This window comes from Streptomyces phaeofaciens (genome assembly GCF_014648915.1).
GTDB lineage: Bacteria > Actinomycetota > Actinomycetes > Streptomycetales > Streptomycetaceae > Streptomyces > Streptomyces phaeofaciens.
The window spans coordinates 92,454-111,455 of sequence record NZ_BMSA01000022.1 but is presented as its reverse complement, the minus strand read 5'-3'; the positions used below and the strand labels follow the sequence as shown (position 1 = coordinate 111,455).

Sequence of the window (19,002 nt, the reverse complement as noted above, 5' to 3'; positions counted from 1 at the left end):
GGCTCCCGCCATGACCTACGGAATCGAGTACCACTCCGCCCGGTGAGCGCCCTCCCGCTGTACGACCACGCCCTGCGTCTGATGCACGCGTCCCCGGACGGGCTGCCGCCCCGGCGTGGCTTCACCCTCTCCCGGACGCCCGACGCCGGCCCGCCACCACCGGCCCTGTCCCGCGAGGACGCGGCGGCGGCCGTCCGCTCCGCGCTGGACCCGCTGCCGTCCGACCCCGCCACCCTGCACCGGCGTTTCGCCGAACTCGGCGTCCGTGACCGGCACAGGACCCTCGTCCGGCGCGTCGTCGCCGAGCTGCCTCTCCCCGACGAGCGGCGGGACGCCGCCCGTTCGCTGGCCCGGCGGCTGGCCCGCACCGGCACCGCCGTGCCGCCCGTCATCGCGGCCCTCGCCCTGCTCGCACGGGTCGGCGATGCCGAGGACGTCCCGTGCCTGACCGCGCTCAGCGCCCTGCGGGAAGTACGGGGACCCGCCGTCCAGGCCCTGGAGGCGATCGATCCGCGCCGCGCCGCGGTCCTCATGCTGGGGCATGACGACCGGCCCGAACTGCGGCCGCTCGTCGGCGCCTTGTGGAGGGACGACCACGCGGACGTCCTCGCACAGCTCGAAGCCCTGCCCATGGCGGCCGAGTTCATCGGCGGCGCGACCGCCCGCCGAATCGCGCAGGCGACGCGGCTCCTCGACCTGCTGCACCGACACCCCACCCGTACCGCCCTGCTGGGCCGGGCCGGCCGGCTCCTCGTCCGGATGGTGTCCTCGCAGGACGGCTCCACCGAGTTCCTCGCCCGGCGCGACGTCCCCGCCCTGTACGAGACCGTCGTGGCCCGGGCCGGGCTGCTGCCGCCCGCCCTCGACCACCACGCCACCCTGCTCTCTCTCGCCCTGGACCTGAGCAGCGGCACCGCCGTGCTGCTGGACTGGCCCGACGGCCGGCGCGCGGCCCTGCTGGAGTCGCTCGGGCACCTGCTGGCGGAGCCCCGCTGGGCCGCCGCGGCGGACACCGGCACCGACGAACCGGAAGGGCGTGTGCGGGCCCGCTGGATCCGGCGTACGGGACGGCGGCCGTTCCTGCCCCCGGCGGCGCCCGGCCGGCTGCGCATCGAGGTCGTGGCCGGTGATCCCGTGGACCGGGAGCCGATGGAGACCCGGGTGCTCGTCGACGGACGTCCGCTCGTCCCGGCGGTCTTCCCGCACGGCCCCGCGCACCGGCCCGAGTTCCTCCTGGAGAACGGTTCGCTGCGGGCCGGCCCGGAGCCCCACGACGTCCAGCTCGCCGAGGCCGCCTGCACCGAGGGATGCTGTGGCGCGCTCACCGTCACGATCCGCCGCGACGGGGACCAGGTGGTGTGGGAGAACTGGCGGCGGCCGCCGCTGCCGGGATGGGGCCGGTCCACGCCCTCGCTGCCCGCCGAGCGCTTCGACGCCGCCGCGTACGACGCGGAGGTCGCGCGGGCGGAGGCGGACCGTTCCTGGTCCTGGCCGGCCCTCGAACTCGCCCGGCTGATCCGGGAGGGGCTGACGGCCCGGCCGGAGCCGCTGCGCCGGTGGGACATGACCCGGGGCTGGATCAGCACCGCGCCCCAGGACCCGGACACCGTCGAGGTGCACCTCTGGTACACGCCGGGCCTCGGCTCGGGAGCGCCGGACGGCCATCCCCTCGTCCTGCGCTGGAGCGTCCCCGACGACGGCACCTCCCCCGGGTCCCAGGCCGGGGCGGCCCTGCGCCGGCTGGCCGAGGAGGACCCGAGGGGCTACACCCAGGTCTCCGCCGGCACCCGCGAGCGCGCCGAGGAACTCGGCTTCACCTGGCCGTACGGAAGCTGACGCGAAGGACCGGGGCGGACCGGCGCGGGATCAGGTGCACCACCACAGGAACCGGTTGCACGTTTCCGAGGGTGACGGTTGCGGGGACGGGTCGGCGGTGGTCGGGTCGGCGGCCGGGGTGGAGGCGGAGCCGGCCGGGGTGGAGGGGTCGGCGGAGCCGGGGAGGGGGGCCGACTGGGGGACCTTGTCGGGGGTCTCGCTCGCCTCGGCCTCGTCCGACGCGGACGGTGAGGCCGACGGGGAGTCCGAGGGGTCGGGGGAGGCCGAGGAGCCGTCCTCGTCGTCCGTCCGGTCGTCCAGCGGCTGCGCGGTCGTGCTCGGTTCCGGTGTCGAGTCCGCCACCTCGGACGACTCGCCGCCCGCCGCCGCCGGGTTCGGCGAGGAGAAGCCCGGTGCGTCGATGCCCAGTTCGGCGAGGCTCAGTCCGCCCGCGGCCAGGACGAAGCCGACGGTGATCAGTACCGTGCGTCTGCGGCGCCGCCGGTGGACCGCGGCCTTGCGATCGCGACGGCTCGCGTCCCCGTCGCCGGCCGCCGCGCCGGAGGGACCGCGCCGGCTCCCGCGGCCCTGCTCGCGACGGCGTGCGGCGCGGCCCCGGGGCGCGTCGTCCTCGTCGTCGTCGGCCCCGGCCGGCTCCTCGGAGTGGCTCGCGGCCGGTTCCGTGTGCGGCTCGGGCGTATACCGCTCGGGCCCCTCCGGGTCCGGCTCGTACGCGTCCGGTCGATACGCGCGCAGCTGTTCGGCAGGTGCTCCGCACCCCGCGCAGGCTAGGGCGCCGTTGAGGTGCCGTCGGCACGGGAGGCAGTAGTCCATGACCCGGGAAGAGTAGGTTCCCGGCGGGTCACGTTCCTAGACGAGCCTGTGAAGGTTTTGGGGGAACAGGAGCGCGAAACCCGAAACGCCTGACCGAAACTATCGAAACCGATATGCGTTCGACCCATTGACACCCCGCTCACACCGTCCTTACTGTCACGCCAGCATTTCGAACGAGTGACGAAATCTCGAACGGCCGAAGGGTAACTTCCGTGCGCATCACCGGAATCAGCACGCACGTGGTCGGGACGCCATGGCGCAACCTGACCTACGTCCTGGTGCACACCGACGAGGGCATCACGGGCGTCGGCGAGACCCGCATGCTGGGTCACACCGACGCGCTGATCGGCTACCTGAGAGAAGCCGAGGCCAACCACATTCTCGGCTCGGACCCGTTCGCTGTCGAGGACCTCACGCGCCGCATGAAGTACGGCGACTACGGCCGCGCCGGCGAGATCGTGATGTCCGGCATCGCGGTCGTGGAGATGGCCTGCTGGGACATCAAGGGCAAGGCCCTCGGCGTGCCCGTCTGGCAGCTGCTCGGCGGCAAGGTGACGGACAAGGTCAAGGCGTACGCCAACGGCTGGTACACGACCGAGCGGACGCCCGAGGCGTACCACAAGGCCGCCCAGGGGGTCATGGAGCGCGGCTACAAGGCGCTCAAGATCGACCCCTTCGGCACCGGGCACTTCGAGCTGGACCACGCGCAGTCGCTGTACGCCGTCTCCCTCATCGAGGCCGTCCGGGACGCCATCGGGCCGGACGCCGAGCTGATGCTGGAGATGCACGGCCGCTTCTCCCCGGCGACCGCCGTGCGGCTGGCCAAGGAGCTGGCCCCCTTCAAGCCCGCCTGGCTGGAGGAGCCCTGCCCGCCGGAGAACCTCAAGGCCCTGGAGAAGGTCGCCGCCAAGGTGGACATCCCGGTCGCCACCGGTGAGCGCATTCACGATCGCATCGAGTTCCGCGAGCTGTTCGAGAGCCAGGCCGTCGACATCATCCAGCCGGACGTCGGCCATATCGGTGGTATCTGGGAGACCCGCAAGCTCGCCGCGACCGCCGAGGCGCACTACGTGCTCGTCGCCCCGCACAACGTGGGCGGCCCGGTGCTCACCGCCGCCTCCCTCCAGGTCGGCTTCACCTCCCCCAACTTCAAGATCCTCGAACACTTCAACGACTTCGCCGACGCGGAGATCAAGAAGGTCGTCAAGGGCGCGCCCGAGGTGATCGACGGCTACTTCCACCTCTCCGACAAGCCCGGTCTGGGCGTCGAGCTGGACGTGGACGCGGCCGCCGAGTTCCCCCAGCAGCAGGCCCGCTTCGACCTGTGGGCCGAGGGCTGGGAGCAGCGCAAGCCGAAGGGCAGCCAGTGAGCGGCGCGGTCGTCGTCGAGGCGCCCGGCGAGCACCGGATCGCCGAGCACACGCCCCGTGAGCCGGGTCCCGGCGAGGCGCTCGTCCGGGTCCACGCGGTCGGCATCTGCGGCAGCGACCGCGAGGTGTACCAGGGCAACCGGCCCGAGGGGTACGTCCGCTATCCGCTCGTCCCCGGCCATGAGTGGTCGGGCACCGTGCAGCGGGTGGGCGCCGGTGTCCCCGCCTCGCTGGTGGGCCGCAAGGTCGTCGGCGAGGGGTTCCGCAACTGCCAGGTCTGCGACCGCTGCCACGCGGGCGAGACCACGCTGTGCACGGACGGGTACGAGGAGACCGGCTTCACCCAGCCGGGGGCGATGGCCGCCACCCTCACCCTCCCGGCCCGGCTGCTGCACATGCTCCCCGAGGACGCCGACCTCACGGCGGCGGCCCTGCTGGAGCCCGCCGCCTGTATCGCGGCCGCCGCGATGAAGGCGCACGCGCTGCCGGGCGAGCGGGTGGCCGTCGTGGGCACCGGGACCCTGGGCATGTTCGCCGTCCAGTTCCTGAGGGCGGGCTCCCCCGCGGAGCTGCTGGTGGTCGGGACACGCAACGACCGGGAGGCCCTGTCCCGGCAGTTCGGGGCCACCGACTTCCGCACCCGGGACCAGGAGCTGCCGGACGACTTCGACGTGGTGATCGAGACCGCCGGATCGGCGTCCGCCGGGCGCACCGCGGCCTCCCTGTTGCGGCGCGGCGGACGGCTGGTGCTGACCGGGATCCCGGCGCCGGGCGCCGACGGGCTCGACCCGACGGATCTGGTCGTACGTCAGCTGGAGGTGCACACCGTCTTCGGGGCGCCGCCGGACGCCTGGTCGCACACCGTGCGGGTGTTCGGCGCCGGGCTGCTGGATCCGCTACCGCTGGTCACGCACGAGCTGCCGCTGACCGCGTTCTCGGAGGCCATCGAGCTGGTGGGTTCCGGTGACCCGAAGGTGGGCAAGGTGCTGCTCCGGCCGTAGGAACCCCGGCGCGGCCCGACCGGACTCCCCGGTTCCCCGCCCGCCGGCCTCCCGGCCCGTACGCCGGGAGACACCCTGGCCGTACGCCGGCACGGGGGCGACCTGACAGTCCCCGTGCCGGCGTACATCCCGAGCCACGTACGACTTGAGCCGCGAACCTCGTCCGAAATATCGAACACGAAGGACAGTCTTGTGACGACCGACGCTTCCGCCACGGCAGCCCGCAGGCCCGGTGAGCAGGCGCTCACCGACCTCGGACTGGGCGCGCCCGCCCTCGATCCCGCCGACGCCTCCGCCCACACCTTCCCGGGCGGCGGCCGCTGGCGCACCGAGGTCCCTTCGTGCGAGGGTCCCGAAGCGCTGGCCGTCATCCTGAAGGAGGCGTCCCGGCTCGATGTGCCGATCCACCGGATCAGCCAGGGCAGCGGCGTGTGGATGCTGACCGACGCCGAGATCACCGAGATGGTCGAGGCGACCGGTGAACGGGACATCGAGCTGTGCCTGTTCACCGGCCCGCGCGGCACCTGGGACATCGGCGGCTCGACCCGGACCGACTCACGCGGCGGCGGGCTGCGCGCCCGCGGCCACGACGCGGTCGCCGGATGCGTCGAAGACGCCGTCCGGGCGACGGAGCTGGGCGTCAAATGCCTCCTCGTCGCCGACGAGGGCGTGCTGTGGACGCTGCACCGGGCGCGCCGGGCCGGCATCATCCCCGCCGACACGACCCTGAAGGTGTCGGCGCTCATCGGGCCCGTGAACCCGGCCTCGTACGCGGTGTACGAGCGGCTCGGGGCCGACTCGGTCAATGTGCCCAGCGATCTGACGCTGGATCACCTCACCGAGATCCGCCGGGTCTCCGGCGCCCCCATGGACATGTACATCGAGGCCCCCGACGATCTCGGCGGGTACATCCGGATGTACGAGGTCGCCGAGCTGATCCGGCGCGGCGCACCGCTGTATCTCAAGTTCGGCCTGTCCAAGACCCCCGGCCTCTACCCCTACGGGCACCATCTGCGGGATCTGACCCTGTCCACCGCCAAGGAGCGGGTGCGGCGCGGACGGCTCGCGCTGGACCTGCTCGCGCGCCATGGCGCGGACGGCGACATGGCCCCACTGGGCTCGCGCCTGCCCGGCGAACTGAACAGGTTCGACATCGGGTCATAACGTTCCGGAAACCCTGCTTCACAGAAGCCCACACAGGCGCGCAGAATCCCACACACCTCTTCTCGGTCTTTCCCGGCGCCACCCTCGGGAGCGTCCTCGAACCGCGAGACCGAGCCCTGCACACACATCAAGGATGATGATCATGCGTAACCGCAGAGCCGCACTCGCCGCCATAGCCGGAGCCGCCTCCCTCGCCCTCACCCTGTCCGCCTGCGGCCAGAGCGGCGAAGGCGGAAGCGAGGAGAGCAAGGGCAGCGCCAAGGGCGGGACCATCGGCATCGCGATGCCGACCAAGTCCTCCGAGCGCTGGATCGCCGACGGCAACAACGTCGTCAAGGACCTGGAGTCCAAGGGCTACAAGACCAAGCTGGTCTTCGGCGAGGACGACCCCGACCAGCAGGTCGCCCAGATCGAGAACCTGATCACGCAGGGCGTCAAGGCGCTGATCGTCGCCGCCATCGACAACAAGTCCCTGAACAACGTGCTCCAGCAGGCCGCCGACGCCAAGATCCCGGTCATCGCCTACGACCGCCTGATCCTCGGCACGAAGAACGTCGACTACTACGCGTCCTTCGACAACAGCAAGGTCGGCGAGCTCCAGGCCAACTACATCGTCGAGAAGCTGGGCCTGGCGGGTGGCAAGGGCCCCTTCAACATCGAGCTGTTCGCCGGCTCCAACGACGACAACAACACCAAGTACTTCTTCAACGGCGCGATGAGCGTGCTCCAGCCGTACATCGACAGCAAGAAGCTCGTCGTCCAGTCCGGCCAGACCGGCCTCACCCAGGTCACCACCCTGCGCTGGGACGGCGCCACCGCCCAGAAGCGCATGGACGACATCCTCACCAAGTCGTACTCCAGCAAGAAGGTCGACGCGGTCCTCTCGCCGTACGACGGCATCTCCATCGGCATCCTCTCCGCGCTGAAGTCGGACGACTACGGCTCCAAGAGCAAGCCGCTGCCGGTCCTCACCGGCCAGGACGCCGAGCTCGCCTCGGTGAAGTCGATCATCGCCGACGAGCAGACGATGACCGTCTACAAGGACACCCGCGAACTGGCCAAGGTCGCCTCGAACATGGTGGACGCGGCCCTCAACGGCAAGACGCCGGAGACCAACGACACCAAGACCTACGACAACGGCGCCAAGGTCGTCCCGGCCTACCTGCTCCAGCCCGTGAGCGTCGACAAGGCCAACTACGAGAAGGTCCTGGTGGACGGCGGCTACTACACCGCCGACGAGCTCAAGTAACCGCCGGAACCTAGTGATTGGAAGGCACGACCATGGCGGGACCCGTCCTGGAAATGCGCTCGATCGTCAAGACCTTTCCCGGCGTCAAGGCGCTGTCGGACGTCACACTGACCGTCCGCCAGGGCGAGGTCCACGCCATCTGCGGTGAGAACGGCGCCGGCAAGTCCACCTTGATGAAGGTGCTCTCCGGCGTCCATCCGCACGGCAGCTACGAGGGCGAGATCCTCTTCGAGGGAGACCTCTGCCAGTTCAAGGACATCCGGGCGAGCGAGCACCGCGGCATCGTCATCATCCACCAGGAACTGGCGCTGTCGCCGTACCTCTCCCTGGCGGAGAACATCTTCCTCGGCAACGAGCACGCCAAGGGCGGGTTCATCAACTGGCGGGAGACCCTGCGGCACGCCACGCAGCTGCTGCGCCGGGTCGGTCTCGACGACCACCCCGAGACCCGCGTCGCCGACATCGGCGTGGGCAAGCAGCAGCTCGTGGAGATCGCGAAGGCGCTGTCGAAGAAGGTGAAACTGCTCATCCTCGACGAGCCGACCGCGGCGCTCAACGACGAGGACAGCGACAAGCTCCTCAACCTGATCCTGGAGCTGAAGAAGCAGGGCATCACCTCGATCATCATCTCCCACAAGCTCAACGAGATCCGCAAGGTCGCCGACTCGGTGACGATCATCCGTGACGGCCAGTCGATCGAGACCCTCGACGTCAAGGCGGCGGAGACGACCGAGGACCGGATCATCAGCGGCATGGTCGGCCGCGATCTCGACCACCGCTTCCCCGAGCGCACCCCGCACGAGGCGGACGCCGAGGCGGCGCCCGCCCTGGAGATCCGCAACTGGAGCGTGCACCACCCGCTCGACCAGCAGCGCAAGGTCGTCGACGACGTGTCGATCCATGTGCGGCGCGGGGAGATCGTCGGCATCGCGGGCCTGATGGGCGCCGGCCGCACCGAACTCGCGATGAGCGTCTTCGGGCGGACCTACGGCCGGCACGCGGGCGGCACGGTCCTCAAGGACGGCACGGAGATCCGCACGAAGACCGTCGCCGAGGCGGTCGGGCACGGGATCGCGTACGTCACCGAGGACCGCAAGCACTACGGCCTCAACCTCATCGACACCATCAACCGCAACATCTCGCTCACCGCGCTGAGCAAGGTGGCCAAGCGGGGCATCGTCGACGAGCACGAGGAGCGGCAGGTCGCCGAGGGCTACCGCAAGTCGATGAACATCAAGGCGCCGACCGTCTTCGAACCGGTCGGCAAGCTCTCCGGCGGCAACCAGCAGAAGGTCGTCCTCAGCAAGTGGATCTTCGCGGGTCCGGACGTTCTGATCCTGGACGAGCCCACGCGTGGCATCGACGTGGGTGCCAAGTACGAGATCTACACGGTCATCGACCAGCTGGCCGCCCAGGGCAAGGCGGTCGTCTTCATCTCCTCCGAGCTGCCCGAACTGCTCGGCATGTGCGACCGCATCTACACCATGGCCGCCGGTCGGCTCACGGGCGAGGTCCCCCGGGCCGAGGCCACGCAGGAAGTGCTGATGCGTCAGATGACGAAGGACAAAGAGGTAACGCGATGAGCACCGATGTGACCGACAAGAGCCCGGCCGCCGCGCCGCCCGGCAAGAGCGGCGGATCGGCCGACGGCAACCTGTTCCAGCTGGTGCTGGACGGACTGCGCCGCAACATGCGCCAGTACGGCATGCTGATCGCGCTCGGTCTGATCGTCGTCCTGTTCCAGGTGTGGACCGACGGTGACCTGCTGCTGCCGCGCAACGTCTCCAACCTGGTGCTCCAGAACAGCTACATCCTGATCCTCGCGATCGGCATGATGCTGGTGATCATCGCGGGCCATATCGACCTCTCGGTCGGTTCGCTCACCGCGTTCGTCGGAGCCTTCGCGGCCGTCCTCACCGTCCAGCACGACATCGCGTGGCCCGTCGCGCTGTTCCTGTGTCTGCTCGTGGGCGCGGTCGCCGGCTCGGTGCAGGGCTTCCTGATCGCCTATCTGGGGATACCGTCCTTCATCGTCACCCTCGCGGGCATGCTGCTCTTCCGCGGTCTGACGGAGATCCTGCTGGAGGGCCAGACCCTCGGCCCGTTCCCGGACGGCCTCCAGAAGATGGGCAACGGCTTCCTGCCCGAGGCCGGCCCCGAGACGAACTACCACAACATCACGCTGCTGCTGGGCATCGTCCTGATCGTCTTCGTGGTGCTCCAGGAGATCCGGGACCGCAAGCGCCAGCAGGAGTTCTCGCTGGACGTGGCGCCGCGCAACCTCTTCCTCCTCAAGCTCGTCGCGATCGTCGCCGCGATCCTCACCGTCACCATGCTGCTCGCCAGCTACAAGGGCGCGCCGATCGTGCTGCTGATCCTCGGCGCGCTGGTGGTCGGCTACGGCTACGTCATGCGCAACGCCGTCTTCGGCCGTCACATCTACGCGATCGGCGGCAACCTGCCGGCGGCCAAGCTGTCCGGCGTCAAGGACAAGAAGGTCACCTTCCTGGTCTTCCTGAACATGGGCGTGCTCGCGGCCCTGGCGGGTCTGGTCGTCGCAGCCCGTCTGAACGCGGCCTCGCCGAAGGCGGGCCTGAACTTCGAACTCGAGGCGATCGCCTCGTCGTTCATCGGTGGCGCGTCCATGAGCGGCGGTGTGGGTACCGTCCTCGGCGCGATCATCGGTGGTCTCGTCCTCGGTGTGCTGAACAACGGCATGAACCTCCTCAGCGTCGGCACCGACTGGCAGCAGGTCATCAAGGGCATGGCCCTGTTGGCCGCGGTCGGGTTCGACGTGTGGAACAAGCGCAAGTCCGGTTCGTAAGTCAGCTTCAGGCCCCGCCCGGAAAGGCGGGGCCTGACCCTTCTAGAGGGAGCCGCACATGGAACTGAACAGACGCACGATGATCGCGGGCGCCGCGGCGGCGGGACTCGCCGCGACCACCCTCGGCTCGACCACCGCCGAGGCCTCCACCGGCGGCCGGACGCCGTCGAAGAAGCTCTTCGGCAAGCTCGCCGACGGCACGAAGGTCCACATCTGGTCGCTGGCCAACGGCGGCACGCGGCTCAAGGTCCTCTCCTGGGGCGGTGTCGTCCAGTCCCTGGAGATCCCCGACCGCCACGGCCGCTACAAGAACGTCTCCCTCGGTTTCGACAACATCGAGGACTACGTCGCCAAGACCCCGTACTTCGGCGCGCTGATCGGCCGCTACGGCAACCGCATCGGCAAGGGCCAGTTCTCCCTCGACGGCAAGGCCTACCAGGTCAACGTCAACGACGGCGCGAACAGCCTGCACGGCGGCGCCCAGGGCTTCGACAAGCGGGTGTGGGACGTCGAGCCGTTCGTGAAGGGCTCGGACGTCGGTCTGTACCTGTACTACACGAGCATCGACGGGGAGATGGGCTACCCGGGCACGCTCAAGGTGAAGGTCACGTACACCCTCACCCGGCACGGCGACTGGCGCGTCGACTACGCGGCGACCACCGACAAGGCCACGGTCGTCAACCTGACCAGCCATGTGTACTGGAACCTGGCCGGCGAGGGCAGCGGTTCGATCTACGACCACGAGCTGTCGATCGCCGCCGCCCGCTACACGCCGGTCGACTCGGGGCTGATCCCCACGGGCGAGCTGGCGAAGGTCGCGGGCACCCCCTTCGACTTCCGCAGGACCAAGGAGATCGGCCGCGACATCCGCGTCGCGAACCAGCAGCTGCTGTACGGCAAGGGCATCGACCACAACTGGGTCCTCGACAAGGGCGTGACGGCCAGGCCCGTCCAGGTGGCGACCCTGCGCGACCCGTCCTCCGGCCGCACCCTGAAGATCTCCACCACCGAGCCCGGTCTCCAGTTCTACTCCGGCAACTTCCTCGACGGCACCCTCGTCGGCACCGGCGGCCACATCTACCGCCAGGGCGACGCCCTCTGCCTGGAGACCCAGCACTTCCCGGACTCGCCGAACAAGCCGTCCTTCCCGTCGACCACGCTGCGGCCCGGTCAGACGTACCGGACCACGACGATCCACTCGTTCGACGCCTGACCACGCACCGGCGTGACGGTGAACCGGGGGCCCGATGTCAAACACGGGCCCCCGGTTCCGTAACTCACATTTTTTTCACACCTGTTGAACGGCGTCACTCACACCTCCGTATGTAAGAGCGGCCCGCGCTCCCCCGCGCGGGCCACCCCAGAGACGACGGGCCCGGACGTCCCCACCGGGCCCGCCCCATACGGAGGTTCCATGGCCGACAACGTCACCTCGTTGTTCCGCAGCACGGCGGCGCACAGCCCGTCGATGGCGGCGCTGACGCGAGAAGGCGGCGAGGGCACCGGGCCGGTGGACTTCTGTATCCCGTGCAACCCGTACTTCCCGACGCCGGCGATGTTCGACGAGATGTCGGTCCGGTTCCGCGACATCATCACGTACTACCCGAGCGGCGCCGACACGATCACGGCCGAGCTCTGCAACCTGCTCCAGCTCCCGCCGCAGGCCGTGGCGATGGGCAACGGCTCGACCGAACTGATCACCTGGATCGACCACCTGCTGGTCCGCGAGTCCCTCGCCATCCCCGTCCCCACCTTCGGCCGCTGGACCGACCAGCCCATGGAGACCGGCAAGCGGGTCGACATGTTCCCGCTCCAGGAGTCCAGCGGCTTCGCCCTGGACCTCGCGCAGTACGCCGAGTTCATCCGGACCCGCGGCACCAGGGTCGCCGTCATCTGCAACCCGAACAACCCCGACGGCGGCTTCCTGCACAAGCACGCGCTCGTGCAGTTCATGGACGCCATGGCCGACCTGGACCTGATCGTCATCGACGAGTCGTTCCTGGAGTTCGCGGACGCCGAGCAGGAGCCGAGCGTCGTGCAGGAGGCGATGATCCGGCCGAACGTCATCGTGCTGCGCAGCCTCGGCAAGAACTTCGGTCTGCACGGCATCCGCTTCGGCTACATGGTGGCGAACCCCTCGCTGGCCGGCCGGGTCCGCTCGATGCTGCCGAAGTGGAACCTCAACGCCTTCGCCGAGTACGTGGTGTTCATGCTGAAGGAGCACGGCCCCGAGTACGCGCAGAGCCTGATGCAGGTGCGCCGGGACCGGCTGGAGATGGCCAGCCAGCTCTCCGCGCTGCCCGGCCTCACCGTCTACCCCTCGCAGGGCAACTTCCTCTTCGTGCGCCTTCCCGTCGGCGCGGAGGGGACCGTGGTCCGGGACCGGCTGCTCACCGAGCACCGGATCCTGGTCCGTGAGTGCGGCAACAAGATCGGCTCCTCCAGCCGCTTCCTGCGGCTCGTGGTGCGCCCCCAGGTGGACGTGCGTCGCCTGGTGTCCGGCCTGGAACAGGTGCTCTACGGGACCAGGAGGGGAGCCGCCGTGCCCGAGCTGGCGGCCGGGTTCGGCTACAGCTCGGGTACGGCGGCCGTGGACCGGCTGGTGGAGGCCACCAACGGGGCCGGGATGCAGAACCTGGCCGCCCAGGCCGTCGGCATGTCGGGACCGGCCGCGGCCCCGGTCGCGCCCGGCATGCCGATGCCCGCGCCCGCCGCGGCGCAGGCGCACCCGTCCCAGGGCTCCGGGATGCCGCTGCCCGCCGCGGCCCAGGTCTTCCCGCAGTCCATGCCGACCCCGGCGCCGGCACCGATTCCCGCCCCGGCCCCGGCGATGGCGCCCGCCGCCATGGCTCCCGCCGCGATGGCCCCCGCCATGGCCCCGGCGGCGATGACCCCCGCCGCGATGGCTCCCGCCATGGCTCCGGCCGCGATGGCGCCCGTCGCCCCGCAGGCGATGGCCCCGGCCGCCGCCCCCGGCCCGACGCCGCCGGGCGTCCCGGCCCGCGGCGGCCTCACCGCCGCCCAGGTCCGCGGCACCAACGGTCTCGCCCCCGCGGCGGCCACGGGCTGGCCCAACGCCCAGAGCTGGCCGAACGCGGCGGGCATGGGCCAGACCGGCTAGGACTTCCCCGGACGACGTCCCCGGCCTGGCACGTGGTCGGGCCGGGGACGTCGTGCGTCCGCCGGACGGCCTCCTTCAGTACGCCACCGGCCAACCGGTGCTCCAGCTCAGCAGGTTGATGCCGAGCTTGGGGGTGCCGTTGTCGTTGCCGTCGTAGTAGTGGTAGACGATCAGGTCGCCGTCGGCGTCCTTCATGATCGACTGGCCGCCGGGGCCGATGTAGCGGCCGTGCGACTCCAGGACCGCTGTGCCCCCGTTGTTCGTCATCGCCACGCCGTTCTTGTCGTAGTACGGCCCGGTGACGGCGGTGGCGCGGCCGACCTTGACCTTGTAGGTGGAGCCGGTGCCGGCGCAGCAGGTGTCGTACGAGGCGAAGAGGTAGTAGTAGCCGTTGCGCTTGACGACGAAGGGCGCTTCGACGGCCTTCGTCCCGGTGGGGCGGGAGGCGAGGGCGTAGCGGGTGGCGTCGCCCGACAGCTGCTTGCCGGTGGCGGGGTCGATCCGGATCATCTTCAGCCCGGTCCACCAGCTTCCGAACGACAGCCACCACTTGCCGTCGTCGTCGACGAAGAGGTTGGGGTCGATGGCGTTGTAGTCGCTGGAGGTGGTGGAGGTGTAGACGGTGCCGTAGTCGGTCCAGGAGCCGGGAAGGCCTGTGCTCGAACCGGCCAGTCCGATGGCCGACTTGTTGGAGCCGAAGGTCGAGACGGCGTAGTACATGAGGTACTTGCCGCCCTGGTAGGAGATGTCCGGCGCCCAGGCCTCGGTGGCGCCGTACGACGACCACCAGCCCGGCTTCGTCGAGAAGGCGTCGCCGCCGGCGGTGAACGCGATCCGGTCGGTGGAGGTGCGGTGGGAGAGGCCGCCTCCGGTGGCGTAGAGGAGATAGCGGCCGGCGGAGGTGCGGATCATCGTCGGGTCGTGGACCACGGTGGATCCGGTCACCGTGCCGGGGTTGGGGTAGGCGGAGGCGGTGGTGGGGGTCAGCGCGAGGAGCACGGCGGCCGGGACGGCCAGCAGCATGGTCCTGCGGGAGGTGCGGCTCATACGGACGCTCCTTCAGCGGGGTACGTCGTTCGTCATGCCGAACGACAGTCGCGTCGTCGGACGGGACCGTAGAATCGAACCCCTTGCGCGTCAATGGCCGACGCGGCCACTCGAAACTCTTCGAGAAACGGGGATGGACCCCGGTCGCGGCCTGTCGTCATATGCCACATGATCGTGTCCAGCGCGGTGATTCATCCGGTTTCGAGCGATCCGTCCTGATCTGCTCACCGGCGGCGCCCCTCGGCGTAGCCCCCGGAGGCACCCCACCCCCAGAGACACGGAGTCCACATGACAGCCCTACCGCCCGACGGCCTCTACCAGATCATCTTCACCGACCAGCAGTTCCTCACCGCTCCGGAACCCCGGCCCGGAGCGCCGCTGATGCTCCTGCCGCCGGACGGGGGGCTGACGCAGACGTGGGAGCTGCGGAGCGACGGCAACGGCGGCCACACCATCGGCGTCCCCGACGCGCGGGAACAGGTGAGCTACGAGGGTGATCCGGACATGCACGAGCTGGCCGTCCTGCTGCCCGGAACCCGTGAATGGAACCTCATCCCCGGCAAGGAGTCCGGCACCTACGCCATCGGTGTCCCGGACGCCGAGCTGCGCCTGGGCATGAGCCTGCTGCGGATCTACCCGCCGCGCGTCGCCCTGGCCCCCGACTTCGGCGAGAAATTCCAGGCCTGGAGGTTCCGGCCGGTCGCGTAGCGACCCCCGGCCCGGACCCCGCCGCCGCCCGCCCCACCGGCGGACGGCGGCACCGAGGACCGTGTACCGCACACCGGGGGCCGCACGCCGGGGCATGCCCGGCAACGGACTTGACGGACAGTCGTCTTATCGAAATGACAGGTTTCCGACAGCGTCCGGACAGGACCCCTCCCTACGGTGCCGTGTCCATGACAGACACCTCGGAAACTCGCAGCCCCATCGGACGCCGCACGGTGCTCGTGGCCACGGGCGTCACCGCCGCCACCCTCGCCGTGGGCGCCGCCGCGTCGACCGAAGCCCCCACCACCGAGACGGCCGACACCGCCCCCGTCGCCGCCGCGGCCGTCTGCACCCTCACGAAGGAGATGACCGAAGGCCCCTACTACCTCGACGGACAGTACGTCCGCGCCGACATCACCGAGGGCAAGACGGGCTTCCCGCTGAAGCTCGCCCTCACCGTCGTCGACGACGACACCTGCGTTCCCCTCAGCAACGCCCTCGTGGAGATCTGGCACTGCGACGCCCTCGGCGAGTACTCCGGATTCGTCGGCAACAACGGCCACAGCGAGCCGGACAGCGGCACCTTCCTGCGCGGCGGAGTCCTGACCAACTCCAGCGGCCTCGCCTCGATCACCACGGTCTACCCCGGCTGGTACCGGGGCCGCTGCGTCCACATCCACATCAAGGTGCACACGAACGTCACCCTGACCTCGGACGGCTCCTTCACCGGCGGCCAGGAGCTCCACACCGGCCAGCTGTTCTTCAACGAGACGATCACGACCGCCGTCGGGCGACTCTCCCCGTACTCGGCCAACACGGTCACCCGCACCACCCTCGCCCAGGACTCGATCTACGACGAGGGCGGCGCCGCCTCCGGCCTGCTGACCCTGACCGCCCTCGGGAGTTCACCGTCCGCCGGGTACACCGGCACGCTGACCCTCGGCGTCGAGAGCAGCTGACGGCACCGGCACCGCGGCCGGCCGGACGTCACCCGATCCTGGGTGGCGTCCAGTCGGCGTGCCGCAGGGCCGCGCGCAGGATCGCTCCCGGGGGAGCCAGCCGCAGCGCGGTGTCGCGCAGGGCGACGGCCACGGGCCGGGTGAGCCGGTGACCGACCCGGCCGGCCCGGCGGGCGGCGCGGGCCACGGACTGACTGCGCGGGCGGCGTACGGCGTCGTAGCGGCGCAGCGCCCGCTCGACGTCGGACTCGCCGGCCAGACAGGACGCCAGGACGGCCGCGTCCTCCAGCGCCTGGCTCGCGCCCTGCCCGAGGTTGGGGGTCATCGCGTGCGCGGCGTCGCCGAGCAGCGCGACCCGCCCGACGGCGAACACCGGGAGCGGGGTGCGCAGTTCATGGATGTCGTGGTGCAGGACGTCGTCCGGCCGGGTCGCGTCCAGCAGGGCGGGGATCGGGTCGTGCCAGCCCTGGAAGCGCCGGCGCATCGCCGCGAGGGGGTCGGGGTGGCGGACGCCGGGCGGCGCGGTGATCACCGCGTGCCACTCGACCCGCCCGTCACGGAAGACCATGTGCCCGAACTCGGCACCGCCGCCCCAGGTCAGCTCCAGATCGGCGGGCGGCTCGGGCAGCGGCCGTCCGGTGATCGCGCGCAGGACCGTCGAGCCGCTGTACTCGGCACCGGGGTGATCCGGGAACAGCTGGGCGCGGACCCGGCTGTCGACGCCGTCGGCGGCCACCACCAGATCCGCCTCGCCCACGCCGTGCACGTCCGTCACCTCCTCGCCGCCTCGCACGCATCCGGCGGGCAGCGCCTCGCGCAGGACGCGGTGCAGGTCGGCGCGGAGGACGCCGACGACGGGCGTACCGAGCCGGCGTTCCAGGGCCGCCCCGTCCATACGGGACAGCAGACGCCCCTCGGGGGTGAGGGTGCCGCCCGTGTAGAGGGGGCGCACGGTGGCCCGGACCGCCTCCCCGACGCCGAGCGCGTCCAGCGCGCGCATGCCGTTGGCGTGCATCGAGATGCCGGCGCCCACATCGGCGAACGCGGGGGCCCGCTCCAGCACCGTCACGTCCCAGCCGATCCGGTTCAGCCCGATCGCCGCGGCCAGTCCCCCGATGCCCCCGCCGACCACCACCGCGCCGCGCCGCCCCATCCGCCCCGCCCTCCCCGGTCACGATCCCTCGGCCCATCCTCTCCCGTGCCCCGGGCCGGGATCAGCCGAGGGGCCACAACGGCGACGCCTTCACCAGCGCCGGCCAGTTCGGTACGTCGACCTCGGCGCGCACGGTCTTGCCCGGCGGCGGCTGCCGGTCCAGCACCTCCCAGCGCGCGGCGAGCGCGTCCACCAGCATCAGCCCGCGCCCGCTCTCGTCCAGGGCGCGCGGCGACGGTACGGCGCCGGGTCCGGGCGGGCGCGGCCCGGTGTGCGTGTCGGTCACCTCGACGCGGACGCTGCCCGGGACGAGGGAGAGCCGCAGCTCGAAGTCCCGTCCGGGGACGCGGCCGTGGGTCACGGCGTTCGCCGCCAGCTCGGCGACGATCACGGCGACCGTGTCGGCCGCGTCCGTACCGTGCGGGATGCCCCACGCGTCGAGCTGGGCCAGCGCGAGCCGCCGGGCGAGGCGGGCACCGCGCGGGGTGGCACTGAGACGCTGGGCGAACACACGTACGGTGACGGCTGGTTGGGGGGTGGGTCGTGCGGTCATGGGGCCAATGTGGCGGGGCCCGCCGGGGGTTCACCAGGTGTTCGGCGCGTACGCTGCGCGAGCGTACGCGGTGACGTACTGGACATGATCGGTGACTGCCCGTGACCATGGGGTGCGGGAGGTGGCCATGGCGGTCGACAGCGGTGAGCCGGAGTCGTCGGACAGTCTGCGGACGTTCGGGGCGGTGGTCCAGGGGCTGCGGGAGCACCACGGGCTGAGCAGGGAGGAACTCGGCGACGTGGTCGGCTTCTCCAAACACACCGTGGCCTCCGTGGAGTTGGGCAGGCGCATGCCGGACGAGGAGTTCGTGGAGGCGGCGGAGCTGGTGCTGGGGAACACCGGGGCGTTGAGGCGGGCCTCGGGGTTCGTGGAGCGGCAGGCGGGGCTGGCGGACTGGTTCCAGCGGTGGGCTCGGTTGGAGAAGGCGGCGATCACGCTCCTCACCTACGAGTGCCGAATGATTCCTGGCCTGTTACAGACGGAGGCGTACGCGCGGCAGCTGTTCGACGACGAACTGCCGCCACTGACCGACGAGGAGATCGAGGTCAACTGGGCGGCGCGGGCCGAACGTCAGAAGTTGTTGCGGGAGCTGCCGAACACCGACTTCGGCTTCATCATCGAAGAGCAGGTGCTTCTGCGGCAGACAGGGGGCACGGAAGTCGCCCGCGGGGGCATCGATCATCTGCTGGTGACCGGGAGGCTGCGCAACATCGACATCCAGATCATGCCGCAGGTCCGCAGGCGACACGCTGGGCTGCATGGGCCTATCCGCCTGCTGGAGACACCGAAGAACAAGTGGTTCGGCTACAACGAGGGCCAAGTCAGCGGGCAGCTCCTGACCGACCCCAAGCCGATCAGCGTACTCATGCGCCGATATGCCAAGATGCGAGAACAGGCTCTCTCCGTCGAAGACTCCGTGAGCCTGCTGGAACGCATGCGAGGAGACCTATGAACAGCTCCGAACTGGCCTGGTTCAAGAGCAGTTACAGCAGCGGCTCCGGGGACGACTGCGTCGAGGTCGCACTGGCCTGGTTCAAGAGCAGCTACAGCAGCGGCGGCGACGGCGACTGCATCGAGGTCGCCACCCTCCCCCACCACATCCACGTCCGCGACTCCAAGGACAAGGCCGGCCCCCGGCTCACCCTCTCCCCCGCCGCCTGGGCCGACTTCATCACGCACGCGGCGCAGTGAGCGTACGGGCCGC

General features: G+C 70.6%; 17 protein-coding genes. 13 read left to right on the top strand and 4 right to left on the bottom strand.

Features of this window, described 5'->3' with window-relative positions:
* Nucleotides 1–42: 42 nt before the first annotated feature.
* A complete protein-coding gene (locus IE275_RS31475) occupies nt 43–1,836 on the top strand; it encodes a hypothetical protein (RefSeq protein ID WP_189715441.1) in 1,794 nt (597 codons plus the stop codon).
* A 30-nt stretch (nt 1,837–1,866) separates the two neighbouring features.
* Here the strand turns inward: IE275_RS31475 and IE275_RS31470 are convergent, their stop codons facing one another.
* Nucleotides 1,867–2,649: an SCO2400 family protein gene (locus IE275_RS31470; RefSeq protein ID WP_189715439.1), complete on the bottom strand. Its 783-nt coding sequence runs from the start codon at nt 2,647–2,649 to the stop codon at nt 1,867–1,869.
* A gap of 212 nt (nt 2,650–2,861) precedes the next feature.
* On the opposite strand from IE275_RS31470, the gene IE275_RS31465 reads away from it, so the two are divergent.
* The 8 genes from IE275_RS31465 (at nt 2,862) to IE275_RS31430 (ending at nt 13,378) form a co-directional block, all read left to right on the top strand.
* Entirely contained in the window at nt 2,862–4,019 is a 1,158-nt protein-coding gene (locus IE275_RS31465; protein ID WP_189715437.1) for a mandelate racemase/muconate lactonizing enzyme family protein, read from the top strand.
* On the top strand, nt 4,016–5,020 hold the full coding sequence (locus IE275_RS31460; protein WP_189715435.1) for a zinc-dependent alcohol dehydrogenase: 1,005 nt from the start codon (nt 4,016–4,018) through the stop codon (nt 5,018–5,020). Before IE275_RS31465 ends, IE275_RS31460 begins: the two co-directional genes overlap by 4 nt.
* A gap of 192 nt (nt 5,021–5,212) precedes the next feature.
* Nucleotides 5,213–6,184 carry a hypothetical protein gene (locus IE275_RS31455; protein WP_189715434.1) on the top strand — a complete coding sequence of 324 codons (972 nt, stop codon included), beginning with the start codon at nt 5,213–5,215 and terminating at the stop codon, nt 6,182–6,184.
* 142 nt (nt 6,185–6,326) lie between these two features.
* Nucleotides 6,327–7,433, top strand: a complete 1,107-nt coding sequence (chvE, locus tag IE275_RS31450; RefSeq protein ID WP_189715432.1) for a multiple monosaccharide ABC transporter substrate-binding protein — start codon at nt 6,327–6,329, stop codon at nt 7,431–7,433.
* A 32-nt stretch (nt 7,434–7,465) separates the two neighbouring features.
* Entirely contained in the window at nt 7,466–9,016 is a 1,551-nt protein-coding gene (gene mmsA, locus IE275_RS31445) for a multiple monosaccharide ABC transporter ATP-binding protein (protein ID WP_189715430.1), read from the top strand.
* On the top strand, nt 9,013–10,257 hold the full coding sequence (mmsB, locus tag IE275_RS31440) for a multiple monosaccharide ABC transporter permease (RefSeq protein ID WP_189715428.1): 1,245 nt from the start codon (nt 9,013–9,015) through the stop codon (nt 10,255–10,257). Before mmsA ends, mmsB begins: the two co-directional genes overlap by 4 nt.
* A gap of 58 nt (nt 10,258–10,315) precedes the next feature.
* On the top strand, nt 10,316–11,470 hold the full coding sequence (locus IE275_RS31435; protein WP_189715425.1) for an aldose epimerase family protein: 1,155 nt from the start codon (nt 10,316–10,318) through the stop codon (nt 11,468–11,470).
* Nucleotides 11,471–11,671: 201 nt separating this feature from the next.
* On the top strand, nt 11,672–13,378 hold the full coding sequence (locus IE275_RS31430; protein WP_189715421.1) for a pyridoxal phosphate-dependent aminotransferase: 1,707 nt from the start codon (nt 11,672–11,674) through the stop codon (nt 13,376–13,378).
* Between the two features lie 75 nt (nt 13,379–13,453).
* Here the strand turns inward: IE275_RS31430 and IE275_RS31425 are convergent, their stop codons facing one another.
* On the bottom strand, nt 13,454–14,425 hold the full coding sequence (locus IE275_RS31425) for an arabinan endo-1,5-alpha-L-arabinosidase (protein ID WP_189715419.1): 972 nt from the start codon (nt 14,423–14,425) through the stop codon (nt 13,454–13,456).
* Between the two features lie 288 nt (nt 14,426–14,713).
* Here IE275_RS31425 and IE275_RS31420 point away from each other — a divergent pair, with 288 nt between their 5' ends.
* Together IE275_RS31420 and IE275_RS31415 are read left to right on the top strand one after the other, a co-directional pair.
* Nucleotides 14,714–15,133, top strand: a complete 420-nt coding sequence (locus IE275_RS31420) for a ricin-type beta-trefoil lectin domain protein (RefSeq protein ID WP_189715417.1) — start codon at nt 14,714–14,716, stop codon at nt 15,131–15,133.
* A 188-nt stretch (nt 15,134–15,321) separates the two neighbouring features.
* On the top strand, nt 15,322–16,092 hold the full coding sequence (locus tag IE275_RS31415; RefSeq protein ID WP_189715414.1) for an intradiol ring-cleavage dioxygenase: 771 nt from the start codon (nt 15,322–15,324) through the stop codon (nt 16,090–16,092).
* A gap of 28 nt (nt 16,093–16,120) precedes the next feature.
* Here IE275_RS31415 and IE275_RS31410 read toward each other — a convergent pair whose 3' ends face one another.
* Entirely contained in the window at nt 16,121–17,245 is a 1,125-nt protein-coding gene (locus IE275_RS31410) for an FAD-dependent monooxygenase (RefSeq protein ID WP_189715412.1), read from the bottom strand.
* A 61-nt stretch (nt 17,246–17,306) separates the two neighbouring features.
* The gene (locus IE275_RS31405) at nt 17,307–17,798 is read right to left on the bottom strand and encodes an ATP-binding protein (RefSeq protein WP_189715410.1); all 492 of its coding nucleotides are present in this window, start codon (nt 17,796–17,798) and stop codon (nt 17,307–17,309) included.
* Between the two features lie 127 nt (nt 17,799–17,925).
* On the opposite strand from IE275_RS31405, the gene IE275_RS31400 reads away from it, so the two are divergent.
* Together IE275_RS31400 and IE275_RS31395 are read left to right on the top strand one after the other, a co-directional pair.
* Complete coding sequence (locus IE275_RS31400) at nt 17,926–18,750, top strand: helix-turn-helix domain-containing protein (protein WP_189715408.1); 825 nt, start codon at nt 17,926–17,928, stop codon at nt 18,748–18,750.
* Complete coding sequence (locus IE275_RS31395; protein ID WP_189715407.1) at nt 18,747–18,989, top strand: DUF397 domain-containing protein; 243 nt, start codon at nt 18,747–18,749, stop codon at nt 18,987–18,989. The genes IE275_RS31400 and IE275_RS31395 overlap by 4 nt, the downstream gene beginning before the upstream one ends.
* Nucleotides 18,990–19,002: the final 13 nt, after the last annotated feature.

What these genes read in the sequence shown, in the direction of transcription:
- IE275_RS31470 (WP_189715439.1), bottom strand. Translation starts at nt 2,649, where the DNA reads ATGGACTACTGCCTCCCGTGCCGACGGCACCTCAACGGCGCCCTAGCC.
- chvE (WP_189715432.1), top strand. Translation starts at nt 6,327, where the DNA reads ATGCGTAACCGCAGAGCCGCACTCGCCGCCATAGCCGGAGCCGCCTCC.
- mmsA (WP_189715430.1), top strand. Translation starts at nt 7,466, where the DNA reads ATGGCGGGACCCGTCCTGGAAATGCGCTCGATCGTCAAGACCTTTCCC.
- mmsB (WP_189715428.1), top strand. Translation starts at nt 9,013, where the DNA reads ATGAGCACCGATGTGACCGACAAGAGCCCGGCCGCCGCGCCGCCCGGC.
- IE275_RS31435 (WP_189715425.1), top strand. Translation starts at nt 10,316, where the DNA reads ATGGAACTGAACAGACGCACGATGATCGCGGGCGCCGCGGCGGCGGGA.
- IE275_RS31430 (WP_189715421.1), top strand. Translation starts at nt 11,672, where the DNA reads ATGGCCGACAACGTCACCTCGTTGTTCCGCAGCACGGCGGCGCACAGC.
- IE275_RS31425 (WP_189715419.1), bottom strand. Translation starts at nt 14,425, where the DNA reads ATGAGCCGCACCTCCCGCAGGACCATGCTGCTGGCCGTCCCGGCCGCC.
- IE275_RS31420 (WP_189715417.1), top strand. Translation starts at nt 14,714, where the DNA reads ATGACAGCCCTACCGCCCGACGGCCTCTACCAGATCATCTTCACCGAC.
- IE275_RS31415 (WP_189715414.1), top strand. Translation starts at nt 15,322, where the DNA reads ATGACAGACACCTCGGAAACTCGCAGCCCCATCGGACGCCGCACGGTG.
- IE275_RS31410 (WP_189715412.1), bottom strand. Translation starts at nt 17,245, where the DNA reads ATGGGGCGGCGCGGCGCGGTGGTGGTCGGCGGGGGCATCGGGGGACTG.
- IE275_RS31405 (WP_189715410.1), bottom strand. Translation starts at nt 17,798, where the DNA reads ATGACCGCACGACCCACCCCCCAACCAGCCGTCACCGTACGTGTGTTC.
- IE275_RS31400 (WP_189715408.1), top strand. Translation starts at nt 17,926, where the DNA reads ATGGCGGTCGACAGCGGTGAGCCGGAGTCGTCGGACAGTCTGCGGACG.
- IE275_RS31395 (WP_189715407.1), top strand. Translation starts at nt 18,747, where the DNA reads ATGAACAGCTCCGAACTGGCCTGGTTCAAGAGCAGTTACAGCAGCGGC.